This is a genomic window from Nocardia grenadensis NBRC 108939, assembly GCF_001613445.1.
GTDB classification, from domain to species: domain Bacteria; phylum Actinomycetota; class Actinomycetes; order Mycobacteriales; family Mycobacteriaceae; genus Nocardia; species Nocardia grenadensis.
On the sequence record NZ_BDCJ01000003.1, the window covers coordinates 524,060 to 542,633 of the forward strand.

18 protein-coding genes are annotated in these 18,574 nt (G+C 69.0%); 7 read left to right on the forward strand and 11 right to left on the reverse strand.

Annotated features, from left to right (window positions below; genetic code table 11):
• Positions 1-90 precede the first annotated feature (90 nt).
• A complete protein-coding gene (locus NGR01S_RS04635) occupies positions 91-879 on the forward strand; it encodes an SDR family NAD(P)-dependent oxidoreductase (protein WP_063034863.1) in 789 nt (262 codons plus the stop codon).
• A gap of 7 nt (positions 880-886) precedes the next feature.
• Here NGR01S_RS04635 and NGR01S_RS04640 read toward each other — a convergent pair whose 3' ends face one another.
• From NGR01S_RS04640 to NGR01S_RS04655, 4 genes are all read right to left on the reverse strand, one after another.
• Positions 887-1,639, reverse strand: coding sequence for an IclR family transcriptional regulator (locus NGR01S_RS04640; protein ID WP_063034864.1), 753 nt, complete (start codon positions 1,637-1,639; stop codon positions 887-889).
• Between the two features lie 174 nt (positions 1,640-1,813).
• Positions 1,814-2,467, reverse strand: a complete 654-nt coding sequence (locus tag NGR01S_RS04645; RefSeq protein ID WP_063034997.1) for an IclR family transcriptional regulator — start codon at positions 2,465-2,467, stop codon at positions 1,814-1,816.
• Between the two features lie 175 nt (positions 2,468-2,642).
• Positions 2,643-3,569, reverse strand: a complete 927-nt coding sequence (gene bphC / locus NGR01S_RS04650; RefSeq protein ID WP_063034865.1) for a biphenyl-2,3-diol 1,2-dioxygenase — start codon at positions 3,567-3,569, stop codon at positions 2,643-2,645.
• Between the two features lie 28 nt (positions 3,570-3,597).
• Positions 3,598-4,770, reverse strand: coding sequence for an acyl-CoA dehydrogenase family protein (locus NGR01S_RS04655; protein ID WP_063034998.1), 1,173 nt, complete (start codon positions 4,768-4,770; stop codon positions 3,598-3,600).
• A gap of 246 nt (positions 4,771-5,016) precedes the next feature.
• On the opposite strand from NGR01S_RS04655, the gene NGR01S_RS04660 reads away from it, so the two are divergent.
• Complete coding sequence (locus tag NGR01S_RS04660; protein WP_063034866.1) at positions 5,017-5,502, forward strand: nuclear transport factor 2 family protein; 486 nt, start codon at positions 5,017-5,019, stop codon at positions 5,500-5,502.
• 76 nt (positions 5,503-5,578) lie between these two features.
• On the opposite strand, the gene NGR01S_RS04665 is transcribed toward NGR01S_RS04660, so the two are convergent.
• The 3 genes from NGR01S_RS04665 to NGR01S_RS04675 are packed head-to-tail and all read right to left on the reverse strand — an operon-like array spanning position 5,579 to position 7,775.
• Complete coding sequence (locus NGR01S_RS04665) at positions 5,579-6,721, reverse strand: oxidoreductase (protein ID WP_063034867.1); 1,143 nt, start codon at positions 6,719-6,721, stop codon at positions 5,579-5,581.
• Between the two features lie 6 nt (positions 6,722-6,727).
• Complete coding sequence (locus tag NGR01S_RS04670) at positions 6,728-7,261, reverse strand: nuclear transport factor 2 family protein (protein WP_063034999.1); 534 nt, start codon at positions 7,259-7,261, stop codon at positions 6,728-6,730.
• A gap of 16 nt (positions 7,262-7,277) precedes the next feature.
• A complete protein-coding gene (locus NGR01S_RS04675) occupies positions 7,278-7,775 on the reverse strand; it encodes a flavin reductase family protein (RefSeq protein WP_063034868.1) in 498 nt (165 codons plus the stop codon).
• Between the two features lie 194 nt (positions 7,776-7,969).
• Here NGR01S_RS04675 and NGR01S_RS04680 point away from each other — a divergent pair, with 194 nt between their 5' ends.
• The 5 genes from NGR01S_RS04680 (at position 7,970) to NGR01S_RS04700 (ending at position 12,436) form a co-directional block, all read left to right on the forward strand.
• Positions 7,970-8,155 carry a hypothetical protein gene (locus NGR01S_RS04680; RefSeq protein WP_063034869.1) on the forward strand — a complete coding sequence of 62 codons (186 nt, stop codon included), beginning with the start codon at positions 7,970-7,972 and terminating at the stop codon, positions 8,153-8,155.
• The gene (locus NGR01S_RS04685) at positions 8,152-9,222 is read left to right on the forward strand and encodes a ferredoxin--NADP reductase (RefSeq protein ID WP_063034870.1); all 1,071 of its coding nucleotides are present in this window, start codon (positions 8,152-8,154) and stop codon (positions 9,220-9,222) included. Before NGR01S_RS04680 ends, NGR01S_RS04685 begins: the two co-directional genes overlap by 4 nt.
• 53 nt (positions 9,223-9,275) lie before the next feature.
• Positions 9,276-9,500: an alkyl sulfatase C-terminal domain-containing protein gene (locus NGR01S_RS31445; protein WP_063034871.1), complete on the forward strand. Its 225-nt coding sequence runs from the start codon at positions 9,276-9,278 to the stop codon at positions 9,498-9,500.
• A gap of 160 nt (positions 9,501-9,660) precedes the next feature.
• Positions 9,661-11,421, forward strand: a complete 1,761-nt coding sequence (locus NGR01S_RS04695) for a glycoside hydrolase family 15 protein (protein ID WP_063034872.1) — start codon at positions 9,661-9,663, stop codon at positions 11,419-11,421.
• A 49-nt stretch (positions 11,422-11,470) separates the two neighbouring features.
• Positions 11,471-12,436: an SDR family oxidoreductase gene (locus tag NGR01S_RS04700; RefSeq protein WP_084480358.1), complete on the forward strand. Its 966-nt coding sequence runs from the start codon at positions 11,471-11,473 to the stop codon at positions 12,434-12,436.
• Here NGR01S_RS04700 and NGR01S_RS04705 read toward each other — a convergent pair.
• The 4 genes from NGR01S_RS04705 to NGR01S_RS04720 form a co-directional block, all read right to left on the reverse strand.
• On the reverse strand, positions 12,422-13,528 hold the full coding sequence (locus NGR01S_RS04705; RefSeq protein ID WP_063034873.1) for an enolase C-terminal domain-like protein: 1,107 nt from the start codon (positions 13,526-13,528) through the stop codon (positions 12,422-12,424). The genes NGR01S_RS04700 and NGR01S_RS04705 overlap by 15 nt on opposite strands.
• Positions 13,525-16,434 carry an FAD-binding and (Fe-S)-binding domain-containing protein gene (locus NGR01S_RS04710; RefSeq protein WP_063034874.1) on the reverse strand — a complete coding sequence of 970 codons (2,910 nt, stop codon included), beginning with the start codon at positions 16,432-16,434 and terminating at the stop codon, positions 13,525-13,527. Before NGR01S_RS04710 ends, NGR01S_RS04705 begins: the two co-directional genes overlap by 4 nt.
• Positions 16,435-16,571: 137 nt before the next feature.
• Complete coding sequence (locus NGR01S_RS04715) at positions 16,572-16,931, reverse strand: hypothetical protein (protein ID WP_157107111.1); 360 nt, start codon at positions 16,929-16,931, stop codon at positions 16,572-16,574.
• Between the two features lie 20 nt (positions 16,932-16,951).
• A complete protein-coding gene (locus NGR01S_RS04720; protein WP_063034876.1) occupies positions 16,952-18,448 on the reverse strand; it encodes a molybdopterin-dependent oxidoreductase in 1,497 nt (498 codons plus the stop codon).
• Between the last annotated feature and the right edge of the window lie 126 nt (positions 18,449-18,574).

The following is an 18,574-nucleotide window of genomic DNA, read 5'->3' on the forward strand; positions in this document are numbered from 1 at the left end:
GATTCGGGCGCGACTTGACTGTGCGGGCGATTGTGCCACACCCCATTGATCAAACGGTCAATGCCCCCCGGTCCCTCTCCAGGAGTATGAATGGACACTCTTCCGAACGACCACCCGGCATCGGTGGCCGCCCTGGCCGGCCACTCGGCTGTTGTCACCGGGGCGGGCCAGGGCATAGGGCGCGGTATCGCGCTCGCCTTGGCGGCCGCGGGGGCGCAGGTCGCCGTGGTCGGCCGCACAGCGGCCACCCTCGGCGCCGTCACCGAGGAGATCACCGCCCGCGGTGGCCGGGCCGCGCCGTTCGTCTGCGACGTGACCGATGGCCGGGCGATCGACGCGCTGGCCCCCGCCGTCGCCGCCGAGTTCGGCGGGATCACCCTCCTGGTGAACAACGCGCAGACCCCCGCCCCGGGAACACTCCTGGAGATCGACGAGCACACCTATCACGCGGGCATGGCCTCGGGCCCCACCGCGACGTGGCGGACGATGCGGGCGTGCCATCGGTACCTGAAGAGCGGCGGAGCGATCGTCAATGTGGGTTCGGCGGCGGGTATCCGCTGGAATCCGGCCGGTACCGGCGCCTACGCGGCGGCCAAGGAAGCGGTGCGAGTACTGACGCGTACCGCGGCCTGCGAATGGGCAGCCGACGGGATCCGCGTCAATGCGATTCTGCCGCTGGCCGAGTCCCGGGCCATGGAGCAGTGGGCGCAGCGCGAACCGGAAGCCGCCGCGGAGTATCTGGCCACGGTGCCACTGGGGAGGCTGGGCGACCCCGAGACCGATATCGGCCCCGCGGTGGTCTTCCTGTGCAGCGATGCCGCCCGCTATATCACCGGTCATACGCTGGCGGTGGACGGCGGGCAGGCCCTCGTTCACTGAGTACCGATCATCCCGCTTGCTGCGCGGGGCTGTATTCCTCATGGTCGCGCCAGATCGCATGCGCCGCCGACCGGACCGACCTCGCCAGAGGCACGAAATCCACACTGCCGACCGGGCCGGTCACCGAGACGGCTCCCACGCAGGTCCGGCTGTTACCGATCGGGGCGGCCACACAGGCGACACCCGCGACGCATTCCTCGCGTTCGTAGGCCACCCGCTGCTGACGGATACGGGCGATCTCCTGGCGCGGTAGTGCCGCTGTTCCCCACGAAGCCGGTGCTGTCGCGGTCGCGTACGCGGCGGCACGACCTACACCGGCGTGGGCGATGAGCACCTTGCCCAGCGCGGTGCGCGAGGCCGGCTGCCGCCCACCGACGCGCGAGGGAAGCGCAAGCCGCCCGTAGCCGACCTTGTCGAGGTAGCGCACATCGTTACCGTCGAGAACGGCGAGATGAACGATCAGCCCGGTCGTCGCGTGGAGTTCGTGCAGGATCGGATGCGCGGCCCGGTGCAGGCGGTCGTGCTGCTGCGCGAGGGCTCCCCACTCGAACATCCCGCGACTCAGCCCGTACACCCGGCCGCGCCTGCCGACCCACCCCAACTCGACGAGCCGGGAGAGCATCCGGTGCGTGGAGGAACGAGGCAGACCGGTCCGGCCGGACAATTCGGACAAGGTGAGTTCGGCGCCGCCACGGAACTCGTCGAGCAGAGTAGCGACGCGGTCGATGACAGCCGGAGAGAAGTCGCCGCCGTTCTTCATTGAAACCTCCATCGGGGAGCAGGCCGCGCCGCGGCCGGAAACCATCGAGCGATAGATCAAGCGATCAATCAATGGCAGGGGTGACGATAGCAGCACTGTGTCGTAGGCCGTCACCATTCCGCATCCCCGAACCCTGTGCCCGCGATCACAGCAGTGGCGACGGCCCGGGCCACGTCAGATGCAGAGCTGCGATATCACCACGTCGGCGGCCGAAACGAGATCGTGCGCGACACCCTCCGGAGTCCGTCCTGCCGGACCGGCCAGCGAGAGCGCGGCCACCTCCTGCCGCCCCGCCTCGAAGGCGAACGCCACGCAGTGCACCCGCTCCCCCGCGCGGCCGCGCACTACCAGGTCCCGGATCGGGGACCCACACCCGCCACGCAGGGCCAGTAGAGCGACACCCTCGGCGGTTTCCCGCGCCGGAAGCCGCTGCCCGACGCGGGCGCGCAGCGCCGAAGCCGCCCAGCGGCCGCCGATTATTTCGAGGTACAGCAGGTCGTCACCGTCGAGAACGGTCAGTTGAGCGGCCATCCCGGTGCCTTTGTGTAGCCGATACATCGTCGGGGCGGCGGCCCGGTAGATCCGGTCGTGCCGGCGCGCCTCGGCGCCGAGCTCCACCAGTTTCGGCCCGAGGTGATAGGCGGTGCCGTTCCGCCGCAGCCAGCCGACCTCCACGAGCTGCGCCAGCAACCGATGGGCCGACGACCGGGGAAAATCGGCGCGATCGGCCAGTTCGGTGAGCGTCAGAGCCTCGCGGTCGCGGAAAGGTTCGAGCAATAGGAGAACGCGCCCCATCACGGTCTGGGATCGGTCGTCTACAGCGGTCACGGGCAACTCCGGCACGAGGTGGCTACGCATATTGATTGATCAGACAATCAATGAGAATGCTACCTGCGCGCCCGTGGGCCCTCCAGAGGCCGTTCATCCCAGCGGGACGAGGACACAGAAAAGCACCGTGACCAGGGTCGCGGTGCTTTTCACGGGCCGGGGGCTGTGCGCCGATTCAGCCGGCCGTCGGGATGAACGCTTTCAACGGCTCGGCGCCCGACTGATCATGGCCCCAGTACGCATCCGCGGTGATCTCCTCGGATGTGTAGTAGCGCTCGTCCACGAGCATGCCCTCGGTGCCGAACTCGAGATCCCAGCCGCCGGGAGCGCGGACATAGAACGAGATCATCTTGTCGTTCGTATGCCTGCCCAGCGTGGAGGAGATCGAGAACTTCTGCCGGTTCACCCGATCCAGTGCCCGGCCGACCGCATCGAGAGTGTCGACCTCGGTCATCAGGTGTACCAGCCTCGGCTCGGCCGTGGGCGGGGCCGGGCACAGCGCGAGGCTGTGATGGCGGCGGTTGATGCCGAGGAACCGCACCCGGCTCAGCCCCTCGTCGTCCAACCGGATCGAGCCTCGGGGCAGAAAGCCCAGTACCTGGGTGTAGAAGTCGTACGATTCGGCGAACTTCGCCGAAGGCAGCACCACATGGCCCAGGCCGTGCGCCCCGGTCACCCACCGTCCGGCGAACGGGGTCACCAGTGGGCTGTGATCGAGAACCGGGCCGAAGAACACCTCGAGGCGTGTCCCGGCCGGATCATCGAACGCGATGGCCTGCTCCACATCCAGATACGCGCATTGCTGTCGCGACAGCACCTCGACGGCGTGCCCGGATTCCGCCACGGCTTCGCGCACCCGCTGGAGCGCGAACTCGTCACGCACTTCCCAGCCGACGGCCAATGCCTTATCGGAATCGCCGGGCAGGATGGCGATGCGCGCGCGGCGTTCGTCGACGCGGGCGTACAGCCCATCCCGGTCGGGACCGGATCCGACGGCCATGCCGAGGCCGTCGATGAGCAGCTCACGCCAGCGCGCGATATCCCGGGTCTGGACCCGGAGATACCCGAGACCGCGGAGTTCTGTCCTGGGGAGTTCGGTCATTGTTTCGTCCTCGAAAGTGGAAGGGGTGTCAGATCATTGCGCGGTACGGGCCCTGCGGGTCACCGCCCAGCTGCGCGAGCGCCGCCGCGTGGTAGGTCGGGCCGGGGACATGAATGGCGTGCGTCAGGCCGACATGGGCATCGCGCCAGAACCGCTGCATCGGTGTCTTCAGATGTACCGCCGCACCACCCGCCCGGGCGAAGACCTCGTCCATCGCCCGCACCGCGCGCCACGCCGCGGAGATCTGGGTGCGCCGGCCGATCGCGCGTTCCTCGAAACCGATCTCCTCGCCGCGCTCGGTCTTGTCCCAGAACCGGTCGACCGTCTCGAGCAGGGCGAGCCGGGCCGCGGCGATCTCCGCCGCCGCCTCGCTGACGGCGAACAGGACGTAGGGATCTTCTTTGATGGGTACGCCGGTGACCTGCACGCGCTCCCGCTGCGCCGCGATATAGCAGGCGAGCGCGCCTTCGGTCATCCCGATCAGCGACGAGGTGATGCCCAGCGGGAATATGCACGAGAACGGGAAGCGATACAGCGTCTCGTCCCGGCCCGCGTGCCGCCAGCCGTTACCGCTGAGCACGATATCGGCGTCGATCGTGCGATGTTCCGGAAGGAAGGCGTTCTCGACGATCAAATCCTTCGAACCGGTGCCACGCAGGCCGAGCACGTTCCAGCTGTCGTGGTCGATCCGGTAGTCCGAACGTGGCAGCACCACATGGAGCACAGCGCCGGTACGGTTACCGTCCTTGTCGCCGACGGCGGCGCCGATCATGATCCAGCCACAGTGATCGGTGCCCGAGGAGAACGACCAGCGGCCATTGAGGATGTATCCGCCCTCGACCGGAACCGCGATGCCCATCGGCGCGTACGGCGAGGCCATCCACATATCGTTGTCCGCACCCCAGATCTCCTCCTGCGCCCGGGGATCGAAGAAGGCCAGTTCCCACGGATGTACGCCGACGATGCCCGCCACCCACCCCGCGGCGCCGTCGAGGGCACCGAGAGCCATGACGGTTTCGGCGGCCTCGCGGGGATGACCTTCCGCACCGCCGTACTCCTTCGGCTGGAACATGCGCACGATGCCGGAGTCGCGCAGATGTTTCGCGGTCGCGTCGGGCAGCCGCATCAGCACCTCGCCTTCGGCGGCTCCGGCGCGGATCTCCTCCGCGTGCGCCATGATGCTGTCCAATACCTGGCCCATATGAATCTCCTGGAATGCGACCCGCCGAGGACCGGGAAACCTGTGTTCCTCGGCGAGACCGGTGGGAAACGAATTGTCGGCCCGCGCGGAACGCGGGATGCGATTCGACAAACATGGCAGCCATGAGGTGGCGGCACACCCGGGTTTCCGTTGAGCGGAAGGCTCGAGGTCCCCCGCCGGCGATATCGGTAGAACAGGAGACCGGGCCGCCCGCACGGGTGCCCGGAGGCTTCGGAGAGGATCGATATGACCGACACCGCGGACCTGGTGGCCACCTTGCTCGACCGGGTGCGGGCCCTCGAGGACAGAGCCGCTGTCCACGACGTGCTCACCGCCTACGGACCCGCCGTGGACGCCGGTGACGCCGACGCCGTCGGCCGGTTGTGGGCCGAGGACGCCGTGTACGACATCGATATCCGGGTGATGGAAGGACGCGACGCGATCACCGAGATGGTACGCACCGCACCACATCAGGACTACATCCACGAAGGCTGCGGGCACCTGCTCGATCCCGTACACATCCGGATCGATGGCGACACCGCGGTGGCGACCTGTCATTCGCTGCTGCTGCGCCGCGACGCCGACGCGGATTCGTTCCGGGTGTGGCGGGTCACCGCCAACCGCTTCGAACTCGTCCGCACCGAGGGCACGTGGCTGATCCGGCGCCGCACCGCGCGCCTGCTGGACGGTAGTGCGGCTGCCCGGGACCTGCTCGGCCGCGCGGGCCGTTGAACGGCCGCCGGGCTGCTGTTCCGGCGGGCCGGCGCCGGTGGTTCGCCGGCCGAGCGCCGGACCCGCTACCTCCGGGTCAGTACAGGCTGCCTTCGTGGACAGCGCGATCGAACGGTGTCAGCGGCGCTCCGGTACGCAGCGTCGTCGCCAGCGCCGGGTCGGCGAGATGCATGCGTCCGATCGCGATCAGGTCGAACTCACCGGTGGTGATGCGGCGTTCCACCTCGCCGATATTGTCGACCACACCTGCGGCACCCTCGATCCGGCTGTCGCGCAGCGGCTTTCCGAGGCCCACACTGCCCACCGCCATCGCATGCGCGCCCGTGAGTTTTTTGGCCCATCCGGCCAGCGACAGGTCACTGCCCTCGAACGCCGGCAGATCGAAGCGCCGGATGCTGGCGTCGAAAACATCCACTCCCGCCTCGGCCAGCGACCCCAGGATCACCTGTAGTTCGTCGGGGGTCTCGGCGATGCGGGCGGTGTAGTCCTGCTGTTTGTGCTGGGAGAAGCGGAAGAAGATGGGTAGCTCGACGCCGACGGCCTCGCGGACGGCCGCCACCACCCGGGCGGGAAACCGACTGCGCGCCAATGGATCACCGCCCCACCGGTCGTCCCGGGTGTTGGTGTCGTGCCAGAGGAACGAATCCAGCAGATAGCCGTGACCACCGTGCAGCGCGATACCGTCGAAGCCGATCTCGGCCGCGCTGACCGCGGCGCGCGCAAAGGCCGCGACAACGTCGGCGATGTCGTCGTCGGTCATCGGCCGCGTGAGCGGGGCGGCCCGCGCGACATAGTCGTCGGGATAGGATGTGGTGCCCGCGGTACCCCAGCGCCCGGACGGCCGCATCGGTGTGATCGCCGGGTCGACCGCGCTCATCGCGCCCCAGAGCGGTCCGACGTGCCAGAGCTGCGGAACGATCCGGCCGCCCGCCGCGTGCACCTCGTCGACCACGGTCCGCCACCCGGCCAGCGCGGCCGCGCCGTACATGCGGGGCACCCGCGGGTTGTCGACCGCGGCGGGGTGATCGATGGCGACGCCCTCGGTGACGATCAGGCCGGTTCCGCCCGCGGCACGGCGCCGGTAGTACCGGGCGACCTCGGGGCCCGGAACACCGGCGGGTGACGCCGACCGGGTCATGGCGGACATGACGATCCGGTTCGGCAGTTCCAGGGAACGGATGGTCAGCGGCCGGAACAGGGCCGCGTGATGCTCGGTCATCACGGGTCACAGGGCTTTCGTGAAACGGAAGAAATCCGGCGGGGCATCGACCCGCAGGCGGGTGAGTTTTCGGTAGCCGATCAGCCACCGCCCGGCCACCTTGCGGTATTCCTCGTGATAGTGGCCGTAGCCGTGCAGGTGCAACTCCTCGTCGCCGTCGGACCACCAGAGCAGGTCTTCCATCGCCCAGACACCGCGGGCGGTGGTGGCAGAGGTGAACTCGATCTCCGGGGTGTGCCCGTGATGCACCGTGGTCACCGGCACCGGACCGTCGAGCAGGGCGCGGATCGTATCGGCCAGGACCTGGTTGCCGATCACGCGGTTCGCGGTGCCGCCACTGCGGGGTTGTTTGTCGTCGGGTATCCCGCCCCAGGTCTCGCTGATCACGTCCTCGGTGTGCAGTCCGGCGTACCTGTGCCACTGCTTGGTGTCCATATATCGCAGCCGGGCCGCGAAGACGCGCTTGATCTCTTCGGTGGCCAGCGCGGCGTCGGCAGCGGAGAGGCCGGGTGGAAGTCGATTCGACGTAGGTTCCGACATGGCTGAGCACACCTTCCTAAGCGCTGAGCAGATCTGCGCGCGGATCGATTCCGAATTTGCCCCGGAAGAAGATCATCGGAGCTTTCCGGGCGACGGTTTCCAACTCCAGTACCCGGCCGATCACCACATCGTGATCTCCGGCCCGGTGCACCTCGGACACCTCGGCGTGCACCCGCATGAGCACACCGGGCAGTGAGGGAGTCGACCACTTCGAGGTTTCGCAGTCGAGTCCGTCGAACTTGCGCCCGTCGCGCGAACCGAACCGCGCGCACAGGTCGGCCTGGTCCTCGGTGAGCACATTGACGGTGAACAGTCCGGACGCGCGGATCCGCGGCCAGGAGCGACCCCGATGGTCGGCGCAGAAGAGGATGAGCGGCGGGTCGAGCGAGACCGACGCGAACGACTGGCAGGCGAACCCGACCGGGCCCTGTGCGTCCCGCCCCGTCACCACGGTCACCCCGCTGGCGAAATGGCTCAATGCACTGCGCATCGCGGCCGGCGACACCGACTCCATGGTCAAGACCTACCTCCGGTTCCGTCGTGCGGTCGAGGGCTCCGACTGCGTCGACGCTGTGAGCGTATGGCCGGCCGGTGGCGGTTCCCACCGTCCTCTCGCTCAGTGGAAGCCTCCGCCGGACGAGGAGTCCGCTTTCTCGCTCAACGGAAGCGGCACTGTCGTGCGCGCCATCGCCTGGCACTCTCTTCCTCATGAACACCGACCCGGGCGATGAGCGCGGCCGCGGAGCATTCCGGCGGCACGTCGTTCGCGGCCACTCCCTCGCCGACGCCCCCTACCGGGCGCGGATCGCCGTCGAAGTGGTCGAGAACGGCACCCCGGGCATCCCGGCCGGGAAGGCCGTATTCGCCGGAGTGGAAAGGCAACAGCCGCGATGACCGCAATCGAGACGCCGAGAACCGCCGAATCGCCGCGGAGCTCACGGTCGGTCCTGCTGACCGTGGCGGCGGTGGTGGAGGAAACCGACGACGCGCGGTCGCTGGTATTCGATATCCCCGCAGACCACCGAGACCGGTTCGGCTACCGACCGGGTCAGTTCCTGACTTTGCGCATCCCGAGCGACCGGACCGGTTCGGTGGCCCGGTGCTACTCGCTGGCGAGTTCACCGTACGCCGGGGAACCACCGAAGGTGACCATCAAGCGCACCCGGGACGGCTACGCCTCCCACTGGCTGTGCGACAACGTGGTCGCGGGGGATACGATCGAAGTCCTTCCGCCCGCGGGCCTGTTCACGCCCGCGGACCTGGACGATGATCTGCTCCTTTTCGCCGCGGGTAGCGGTATCACTCCGGTGATCTCGATCCTGAAATCGGCGCTGACACAGGGATCGGGCCGGGTGACGCTCGTCTACGCCAACCGGGACGAGAAAGCGGTAATCTTCGCGCGCGAACTCCGTGAACTGGCCGCCCGGCACAGCGACCGGCTCTCGGTCACGCACTGGCTCGAGAGTGTCCAGGGCCTGCCCACCGCCGTGCACCTGGCCGCCCTGATCGCGGCACATCGGGATCACTCGATTTACCTGTGTGGCCCGAAACCGTTCATGGACGCCGTCCACGAGGCGGCGGCCCGCGCGGGTGCTCCCCGCAACCGGGTACACGCCGAAACCTTCACCTCGCTGTCGGGCGACCCCTTCGCCGAGGTCGCGCTCGCCGAGTTTGCCGAGGATTCCGCCGGCGCGGCGACCGTCTCGGTCGCTCTCGACGGAGTGGAGCACGAGCTCCGCTGGCCGCGCACGGCGACGCTGGTCGATGTGCTGCTGTCCGAGGGATTGAATGTGCCCTTCTCATGCCGCGAGGGCGAATGCGGCTCGTGCGCCTGCACGGTGCGAGCGGGCGAGGTCGAGATGGGTAACGCATCGGTCCTCGACGAGGAGGACATCGCCGACGGCTATATTCTGGCCTGTCAGGCCCGGCCGATCAGCGAGACGCTGCGCATCGAGTTCTGATCACCTCCGAGCGCGACCACCGAATCCCGGAGACGCGACCCCTGCGCAACGGCGTGCTCGTTCATTACGATCTGCCCGCCGGGCACCACGGGCCCGCGCCCGACGCCTCGTCCGCGCTCACCCGGGCGACGCTGCTCGGGGTGCTGCTGGCGGGCCGGGATGTCGGCGAGGCGGCCCGGGCCGGGAGTATCGGTGTCGCCGGGAACCCCGGGATACTGGCGCAGTTGAAGGAATTGCTCGACACCCCCGACCGGAACTTCGCCATCGTCACACCCTGACCCGGTCGTGGCCGAGTATGTACACGTCGAATGATCGGCGGGGCACCCGGCAAGCCGGAAGCCGGTGCCGGCATCACCACCCCCTGGTGCTCGCGAACGGGTCGACGCCGCGGTATACCGACCGGTGGTTATCCGACGGCGAGGGTGGTACACGGCCGACGTGAACGGGCTGTCGGGCACCTCACCGCATGTATTGCGGGAGTACGCGCTACTCGCCGATGGGCAACGCGGCGCGCTCGTGGGGCCCCGGGGGGATATCTCCTGGATGTGTGCCCCCGACTGGGACAGTGACGCGGTCTTCGCCTCGCTGCTGGGCGGGCACGGGGTGTACACGGTGGCCCCGACCGGGCCGTTCGTCTGGGGCGGCTACTACGAGCCGGGCTCGTTGATCTGGCGTTCGCGCTGGGTCGCCGGTTCCTCGGTGATCGAGAGCCGTGAAGCGCTGGCTTTCCCCGGGTGGTCGAGGCAGGCGGTACTGCTGCGGCGGATCGTCGCTGTGCACGGCGATGCCGAAGTCGAGGTGGTGCTCGCCCCGGCCGCCGGGTTCGGCGCGGACCCACCGCGTGAACCCACCCGCGACCACGACGGTGTCTGGACCGCTCGCCTCGGGCCACTACGGCTGCGCTGGTCCGGCGCGGGCGGGGCAGCGCCGGACGACGGACCCGGCGGTCCGTTCTGGACCGGTCGGATCACCGTGCCCGCCGGCGGCCACCACGATCTGGTTCTGGAACTGACCGCGGGCCGGCTGGCCCCACAGCCGCCGGATCCGGAGTTCCTCTGGGACGAGACCGAAGAGGGGTGGCGGCGGCATACACCGGATCCGCCGCCCACGGTGGCCGACCGCGACGCCGGCCACGCGTACGCGGTACTACGCGGCATGACCGCCGACAGCGGCGGGATGGTCGCCGCAGCCACCACGAGCCTGCCCGAACGCGCCGATCAGGGCGAGAACTACGACTACCGGTACGTGTGGATCCGGGACCAGTGCCTCGCCGGACAAGCCGTCGCCGCCGCGGGAGGCACCCGGTTGCTCGACAATATGGTCGATTTCGTCACCGAACGCCTGCGCGCCGAGGGCGCCCGGCTGGCACCCGCCTACACCGTGGGCGGGGCCCCGGTGCCGACACCGCACCCGCTGGACATGCCGGGCTATCCCGGCGCCGAGCCGCTGACCGGCAACCGGGTGTGCGACCAGTTCCAGTTGGACACTTTCGGGGAGATCCTGCTGCTGCTGGCCGCGGCGGGCCGCGGTGACCGGCTGACCGAGGAGCATCGGCGCACCGTGCAAGTGGCGGTATCGGTGATCGCCGAACAGCACGACCGGCCCGATGCCGGGATCTGGGAACTCGACAACCGGCACTGGACCCATTCGCGGCTGACCTGTGCGGCCGGTTTGCGTGCGGTGGCGGCCTGTGCCGCGACCGGAGCGGACGCACCGGCGTGCAGTGCGCTCGCGGATACTCTGATCGCCTCCGCGGCGCGTGACGGATTGCATCCGAGCGGTCGCTGGCAGCGTGCGCCGGATCTCCCGGGTGTGGACGCCGCACTCCTGCTGCCGATGATCCGCGGCGCGCTACCCGTCGACGACCCGCGCTACCCGGCCACCTTCGACGCCGTGTCGGCGCAGTTGTGCGATGACTTCTACGTGTACCGCTTCCGGCACGACGAGCGGGCGCTGGAGGCCACCGAGGGCGCATTCCTCTTCTGTGGGTTCACCATGGCGATGGCCGCGGCCCAGCTCGGACGCCCGGTGACCGCGATGCGGTTCTTCGAGCGCAACCGCGCCGCCTGCGGTACACCCGGGCTCTTCGCCGAGGAGTTCGATATCCGCCAGCGCCAGTTGCGCGGCAACCTACCGCAGGCATTCGTCCACGCGATGCTGCTGGAATCGGCGATTCGGCTGGCTCCGCCCGAGAAATGAGGCGAACCGACCGCGACCGGCGATCGCGACGCGGAGGAAAGGAGACGAGATGGCCGGTTCACATGTGGTGGTCACCGGCGCCAGTGGTGGCATCGGCCGCGCGACCGTGCGCCGGTTCGCTGCCGACGGCGCCTCGATCACATTGCTCGCGCGCGGAGTCACCGGGTTGACCGCCGCCGCGGAAGAGGTCCGCGCGGCCGGTGGACGGGCATTGCCGATCAGTACCGATGTCGCCGATTTCGGGGCGGTGGCGGCGGCCGCGGACCGGGGCGAAGCCGAATTCGGGCCGATCGACGTATGGGTGAACTCGGCATTCGCCACGGTGTTCGCGCCGCTTACGCAGATCACGCCGGACGATTTCCGGCGGGTCACCGAGGTCACCTACCTGGGGTCGGTGCACGGGGTGATGGTGGCGCTGTCCCGGATGCGCCGGCGCGACCGGGGCGCGATCGTCCAGGTGGGCTCGGCACTGGGCAAACGGTCGATTCCGCTGCAATCGGCGTACTGCGGCGCCAAACACGGCGTCGATGGATTCGTCGAGGCGGTCCGGGTGGAACTGCTGCACGAACACAGCGGTATCCACCTCACGATCGTGCAGGCGCCGGCGGTGAACACCCCGCAGTTCTCCTGGGTGCGCTCGCGGCTGCCGAACCGTCCGCAGCCGGTCCCACCGATCTATCAGCCCGAAGTCGTCGCGGACGCGGTCGTGTTCGCCGCGGCCCACCCGCGGCGTAAACAGTACTGGGTGGGGGCCAGTACGGTCGGCACCGTGCTCGGTCAGCGATTGGCACCCGCGGTGCTCGACCGGTACCTGGCGCGGACGGGTTACTCGGCGCAGCAGACCGAGGCCCGCGACACCGCCCGGGCCGGCAACCTGTGGGAGCCCCTCGACGACGCCGCGGGCGCCGACTTCGGCGCGCACGGGCGTTTCGATACCCGGGCGCACTGGCGGTCTCCGCAGACGTGGCTGGCCCAGAGCGCCGAATCGCTGGCCGCCCGGCTACGCCGGCACTGAGAGCCGGAACGGGTCGGCGGTCGCGGCGACGGTCATCCCGTGGCCCGGCCGCTCCCCCGGCGCCGGGAGCAGGCCGCCACTCACCTCAGGGGCGCCGTCGACCAGGAGCGGTTCCAGGCGGGCGTGGTCGATGAACCACTCCAGGTGACGAAGATGGGGCACGGCCGCGGTGACCGGTGCGTGCAGGGCGGGCGCGCAGTGTGCCGAAACCGGCGTGCCGTGGGCAGTGGCGAGCGCGGCGCATTCGAGGAAGCCGCTGTAGCCGCCACAGCGGGTGAGATCCAATTGCAGGCAGTCGACGACGCCGACGAGCCGCACCGCGTCGTAGGAGGTGTAGATGTACTCACCGGCCGCCACATCCGCGCGCACCAACGCGCGGATCAGGGCCAATCCGTCCGGATCGTCGCTGGTGACCGGTTCCTCGAACCAGATGACGCCGAGCCGGTCCAATTCACCGCCGACCCGGCGCGCCGAGCCCGTCGAGTAACCGCCGTTGGCGTCGACCATGAGCCGGGCGCGTCCGTCGAGCAGCTCGCCGGCCTGCTCGACGCGGTACAGATCGCGGTCGACAGCGGTTCCCCGGTCCTGTCCGATCTTGATCTTGATATTGCGGCAGCCGGCCGCCAGCCAGCCAGTGATCTGGTCGGCCAGCGCGGTATCGGAGAGATCGGTGAAACCGCCGGACCCGTAGACGGGGGTCGCGGTCCGGACGGCGCCGAACAGCGCCGACAGCGGCACGTCCAGGACCCGTGCCTTCAGATCCCACAGCGCGATATCCACTGCGCTCAACGCGTGCGCCACCAGCGCCGCTGTGCCGGTATTGCGGCAGGCGCGCCGCAGGTCGGCGCGAATACCGGGTATGTCGAACGGGTGGCGGCCGCGCAGTATCGGGGCCAGTTCATGGGTGATGACGGCGGCCGCGGCCGGGCCGGTGTAGCTCCAGCCCAGGCCGCGCACCTCGCCCGCGCCGAGTTCGACGGTGACCGCGGTGGTGGCGTCCCAGGTCAAGGTGCCGTCGGATTCGGGTCCGGGGGTCGGGAAACGGTAGACCCCGACCTCCACGGACTCGTCGATACGGAGGTCGCGGGTCATCGGCGGCCCGGGTCGGCGAGGGCTGCGGCGAGCAGTTCGGCCAGATGGCGCGGACGGACGTCGGGGGCGAGCTGGCGGATCTGGGTGCGGCAGCTGAAACCGTCCGCCAGTACCTCGGTACCCGGGGCCCGGCCGCCGAGCGCCGGCAGCAGCGCATCCTCCGCGCACGCGACGGAGACCTCGTAATGGCCGCGCTCGAACCCGAAATTACCGGCCAGACCGCAGCATCCGGCATCGAGCACCTCCACCCGGGTCCCCGTGTACCCGAGCAGCTCACGGTCACGGTCGAGTCCCAGAACGGCGTGCTGATGGCAATGCGGCTGCACCATGGTCGTGGCGCCCACAGCGGGCGGCATCCACTCCGGCGCGTGCCGGGTCAGTATTTCGGCGAGGGTGTGGGTCTGGGCGGCGAGGCGGTGTGCGTCCTCGTCACCGTCGAGCAGTTCGGGCAGATCAGCCCGGAAGACCGCGGCGCAGCTAGGTTCCAGTGCGACGATGGGCGTACCCGCGCGCAGTTGCGGCTCCAGGATGCGCAGGGTGCGGGCCAGGACCCGTTCGGCGGTGGCCAGCTGGCCGGTGGAGATCCAGGTGAGTCCACAGCACACCGTCCGCGGCGGCACTTCGACCCGGAAACCCGCCGCGTCCAGGACCTGTACCGCCGCCCGGGCGATATCCGGTTCGAAGTTGTTGGTGAAGGTGTCCGGCCACAGCAGCACGGTGGGCCGGGTATCGGCGGCCGTGGCCGAGCCGTGGAAGGTTTCGGTGAATCGAGCGGAGGCGAAGCGGGGCAGTTCCCGCCGGGGGTCGAGTCCGCCGGCCCGGGCGACGAGCCGCCGCAGCCCGCGGGCGTGGGTGAGCGCGTTGGCCACGGGCGCGGCGCCGGTGGCCAGCCGGGCCCACAGCGGGATCCAGCCCATCGAATAGTGGGCCATCGGCCGCGGTCGCCACCGGTAGTGGTGGGCGAGGAACTCGGCTTTGTAGGTCGCCATATCGACATCGACGGGGCAGTCGCTGCGGCACCCTTTGCACGCCAGACACAGATCGAGGGCGTCGCGGACCTCGGTGGACCGCCAGCCGGCGGTGATCACCTCACCGTTGAGCATTTCGAACAGCACCCGGGCCCGCCCACGGGTCGAATGCTCCTCTTCACGGGTCGCCCGGTAGCTGGGGCACATCACGCCGCCACTGTCGCCGCGGCATTTCCCGACGCCCACACAGCGCGCGGCGGCCACGCTGAACCGATGGTCGTCGTCCGGAAAGGCGAAATGGGTGGCTGGCTCCCACGGCCGGTACGCGCTGCCCTGCCGCAGATCCTGATCGAGGCGGTGCGGATCGACCACTTTGCCCGGGTTCATCCGGTTCCGGGGGTCGAAGACCGATTTCACCTGCCGGAATGCCTCGACCAGCCGCTCCCCGAACATGATGGGCAGCAGCTCGCCGCGGGATTGTCCGTCCCCGTGCTCACCGGACAACGAGCCGCCGTAGGAGACCACCAGCCGTGCGCTGTCCTCGGCGAACGCGCGGTAGTTCGCGATTCCCGCGGCGGTGCGCAGATCGAACGGAATACGGGTGTGCACACAGCCGTGCCCGAAATGCCCGTACAGCGAGGACGATTCGTACCCGAACCGGGTCAGCAACCGATCGAAATCACGCAGATACCCGCCGAGCCGCTCCGGCGGCACCGCGGCGTCCTCCCACCCCTCGTGGGTTTCGGCCCCGCGCGGCGGATAGGCGGTCGCGCCGAGTCCGGCTTCGCGGGCCGCCCACAGTTCGGCTTCGCGTTGTGGATCGTCCAGCATGGTCGAACGGGCGCCGGTGCGGCGGCCGAGCTCCTCGGCCATCGCGCATGCCCGGCGGTCGGCCTCGTCCCGGTCGTCGGCGTCGAACTGCACCATCAGGTACGCGGACCCGTCCGGCAGTTGCCGTAGCGCGGGTTCGGCGAGATGGCGGGTGTGCTCGAGCTGGATCAAGCGGTGATCGAGGCCTTCGAGGGCGGCCGGCCGGTGCGCCAGGATCATCGGTACCGCGTCCGCGGCGCGGTAGATATCCTCGAAGCCGAGCACGGTCAGTGCCGTCGCCGGCGGGCGCGGTACCAGCGCGATCTCCGCACGCAGCACGCTTACCAGTGTGCTCTCGCTCCCGACCAAGAGTTTGGCCAGGTCGAAGCCGTATTCCGGGAGAAGCGAATCCAGGTTGTACCCCGAGACCCGGCGCGGGATCCGGGGATACTTCGCGCGGATATCGGCGGCGTAGTCCGCGGCGATGGTGTGCAGCCGCGCCACCAGGTCACCGGCGCGCGGATCATCGGTTTCCACGGCGTCGCCGGGGCCGACCCAGGCGCGGAAGCCGTCGTAGGTGCGAATTTCAAGACGCCGTACGGCATCGACGGTTTTGCCGTAGGCCTGCGCGGTGGAGCCGCAGGAGTTGTTGCCGATCATGCCGCCGAGGGTGCAGCTGACATGGGTCGAGGGTTTCGGCCCGACCATCAGGCCGGTCTCCGCGAGTTGGGTGTTGAGCCGGTCCAGCGCGATACCCGGTTCGATCACGACCGTGCCGGCGTCCCGGTCCATCGACACCACCCGGGTGCAGTACTTGCTCCAGTCGATGACCACGGCGGTATTACAACTCTGGCCGGCCAGGCTGGTGCCACCACCGCGCGAGACCACCGGCACATCGTGGGCACTGCAGACACCGATCGCGAGGGCGGCGTCCTCGGGCGTGCGTGGCACCACCACACCGATCGGGACCGCACGATAGTTGGAGGCGTCGGTGGAGTAGGCCGCGCGACTACCGGAGTCGAACCGCACCTCCCCGGCCACCCGCTCGGTGAGCTCGGTGCGCAACGCGTCCAGCGGCCACTCGGTACGTACACGCGGCTGCCGGTCAGTGGTGTCCGAACCTGTCATATCGAGTGACGTCCTCCCTGCGAGGGCCGACTCGGAAGTGCGGCGACAGCTCGCGCGTACCCACCGCGGCACCGGCTATTCACATCGCTGCGGAGTGCGGCGCGTGCGGATGACAGGTTCGCGAGTGGCCCGACCGGTCACCCTCCGGTGGTTCGATCCGTATGCCACGACGTCGCCGCCGGGGTCCAGGCCGGTGTCAGCCGGACCTCCGGCGCCGGCCCGCCCGCCGGCCGCCAGTCCGCACACACCCGTTCGAATCGCTGCCTGAGCTGGGGCAGAATGGGCCCGGTCGGCGTCGCGCGGACGACTTCGCTGGTGAGGGCGACCAGTTCACGCTCGAGTGGTGTGGGCAGAGCGCCCAACATATCGCGATGGCGCTGGGCGCGGTCGCGCTCACCGGGTTCGGTGCCGCGGCCGCGGCCGCCGAGAACCCGGGCGCGGATATGGGCCACGGCCAACTGGGTCGGATGCGTGGCTTGCTCTATGGGTCCGGTCATGGTGGTTCCTCGCCGGGTCGTCAGATTCCGGGCGTGTTGCCGTAATAGAGCTGATCTTCACGGTAGCCGCCCTGGCCCATACCGATCTCGGTGATGTCGTCGACGAATTCGATCGCCTCGATCCACTTCACCATCTTGTAGCCGAGCTGGTTCTCCAGGCGCAGCCGGAGGGGCGCGCCGTGTTCGATCGGCAGCGGCGCGCCGTTCATTTCCATCGCCAGCAGCGCTTGCGGGGCGCGGACAATGGACATGGGGACCGCTTCGTAGAAATAGCCGTAGCGACCACGGCCTTCGGTGAGTGCCTTGTCGTCCATGGCGTAGAACACCATATGGGTCACCGACGCGGCGGGCCGGACACGATCGATGAGTGCGGTCACCGGTACACCGCCCCATTCGGCGATACCGTTCCAGCCCTGGATGCAGTTGTGGTTGGTGATCTGGTGGGTGAACCCGAGCCCCGCCAGCTCCGGTAAGGACAGGGTCACCGGGCGGGCGACCAGCCCCCCGACCGGCAGACGGTAGCTGCGGAACCCGTCGGCGGCCAGCCCCTGGTAATTGTCGTCGGTGGGTGGGTAGCCGTTGACGCGGTGGTATTCGGAGATATCGCTGCGGCGGTATTGTTGCCGGGAGCTGCCCAGCCGTGACAGCAGATACTCGAACCGGTGCACCACGACACCCAATACCCGCTGCGCCTGCCGCGGCCGCGTGCGGGAAAAGACTGTGGCCCCGATGTGTACGAGCACCACCGTGACGAGCACCAGGCTGCCGACCACGGTCGCCACCACCGGATCGGCCTCGGCGGAGCCGAGGAAGATCTTCGCGAACTCACTGGGAACACCGTGCACGGCAACCATGACGACGTGCACCACGATGAATACGGAGAACGCGCACATCCCGAGGAAATGGATGCTGCGCGCCCCTTGCTTACCGCCGAACAACCGTCCGTATCGGGGAAATCGCGCGAGCACGGCCGGTGACATCCCGGCCCCCGAGGCGATCTGCAACGGTGCGAGCAGGAACACCACCGCGAAATAGGTCAGCTTCTGAACGGCATCGAACGGCTGGCCGGGAAGCTGCTCCGGAAGCTGGAAGTGCAGGTATGTGCCGACGTTGCGGATCGCCTCCGGAACGATGCTCCACTGCGTGGGCACCAGATTGTGCCAGTACCCGGAGACGAACATCATCACGATGTACACCGCTCCAGTGACGACCCAGAATTGCACCGTGAGGAAATGCCAGTGCCGGCCCAGACCCAGGTTGGCGCGTCCGGGCAGCGCGATCACCGGATGCCAGTGGCGTTCCTCGTCCAGGGACACCCACGGGCGCCGGTCGGCGGCTCCGTAGTTGTCCCGCGACAGCCGCAACCATTCCCGTCCCGGTGGGCAGCCGTCGCTCCAGTACAGCTTCGGCATCGAGGAGAGTACTTCGATACCGGAGCGGATCAGCAGCGTCACGAACAGGATGTTGAGCGCGTGCGTGACCACTACGAAGAGCGGGAACTCCGTCACTGCATCCATTCTGGGCTCCTCGTCACTATCGCCGGAACGCCACCCGGGAAATCGGGCAATTGCTACCGACTTCGCATTTCGGATGCGCTGTACCGTGAACCGCCGCGCAGTAGCCGTATTCCATTATCGCGCACG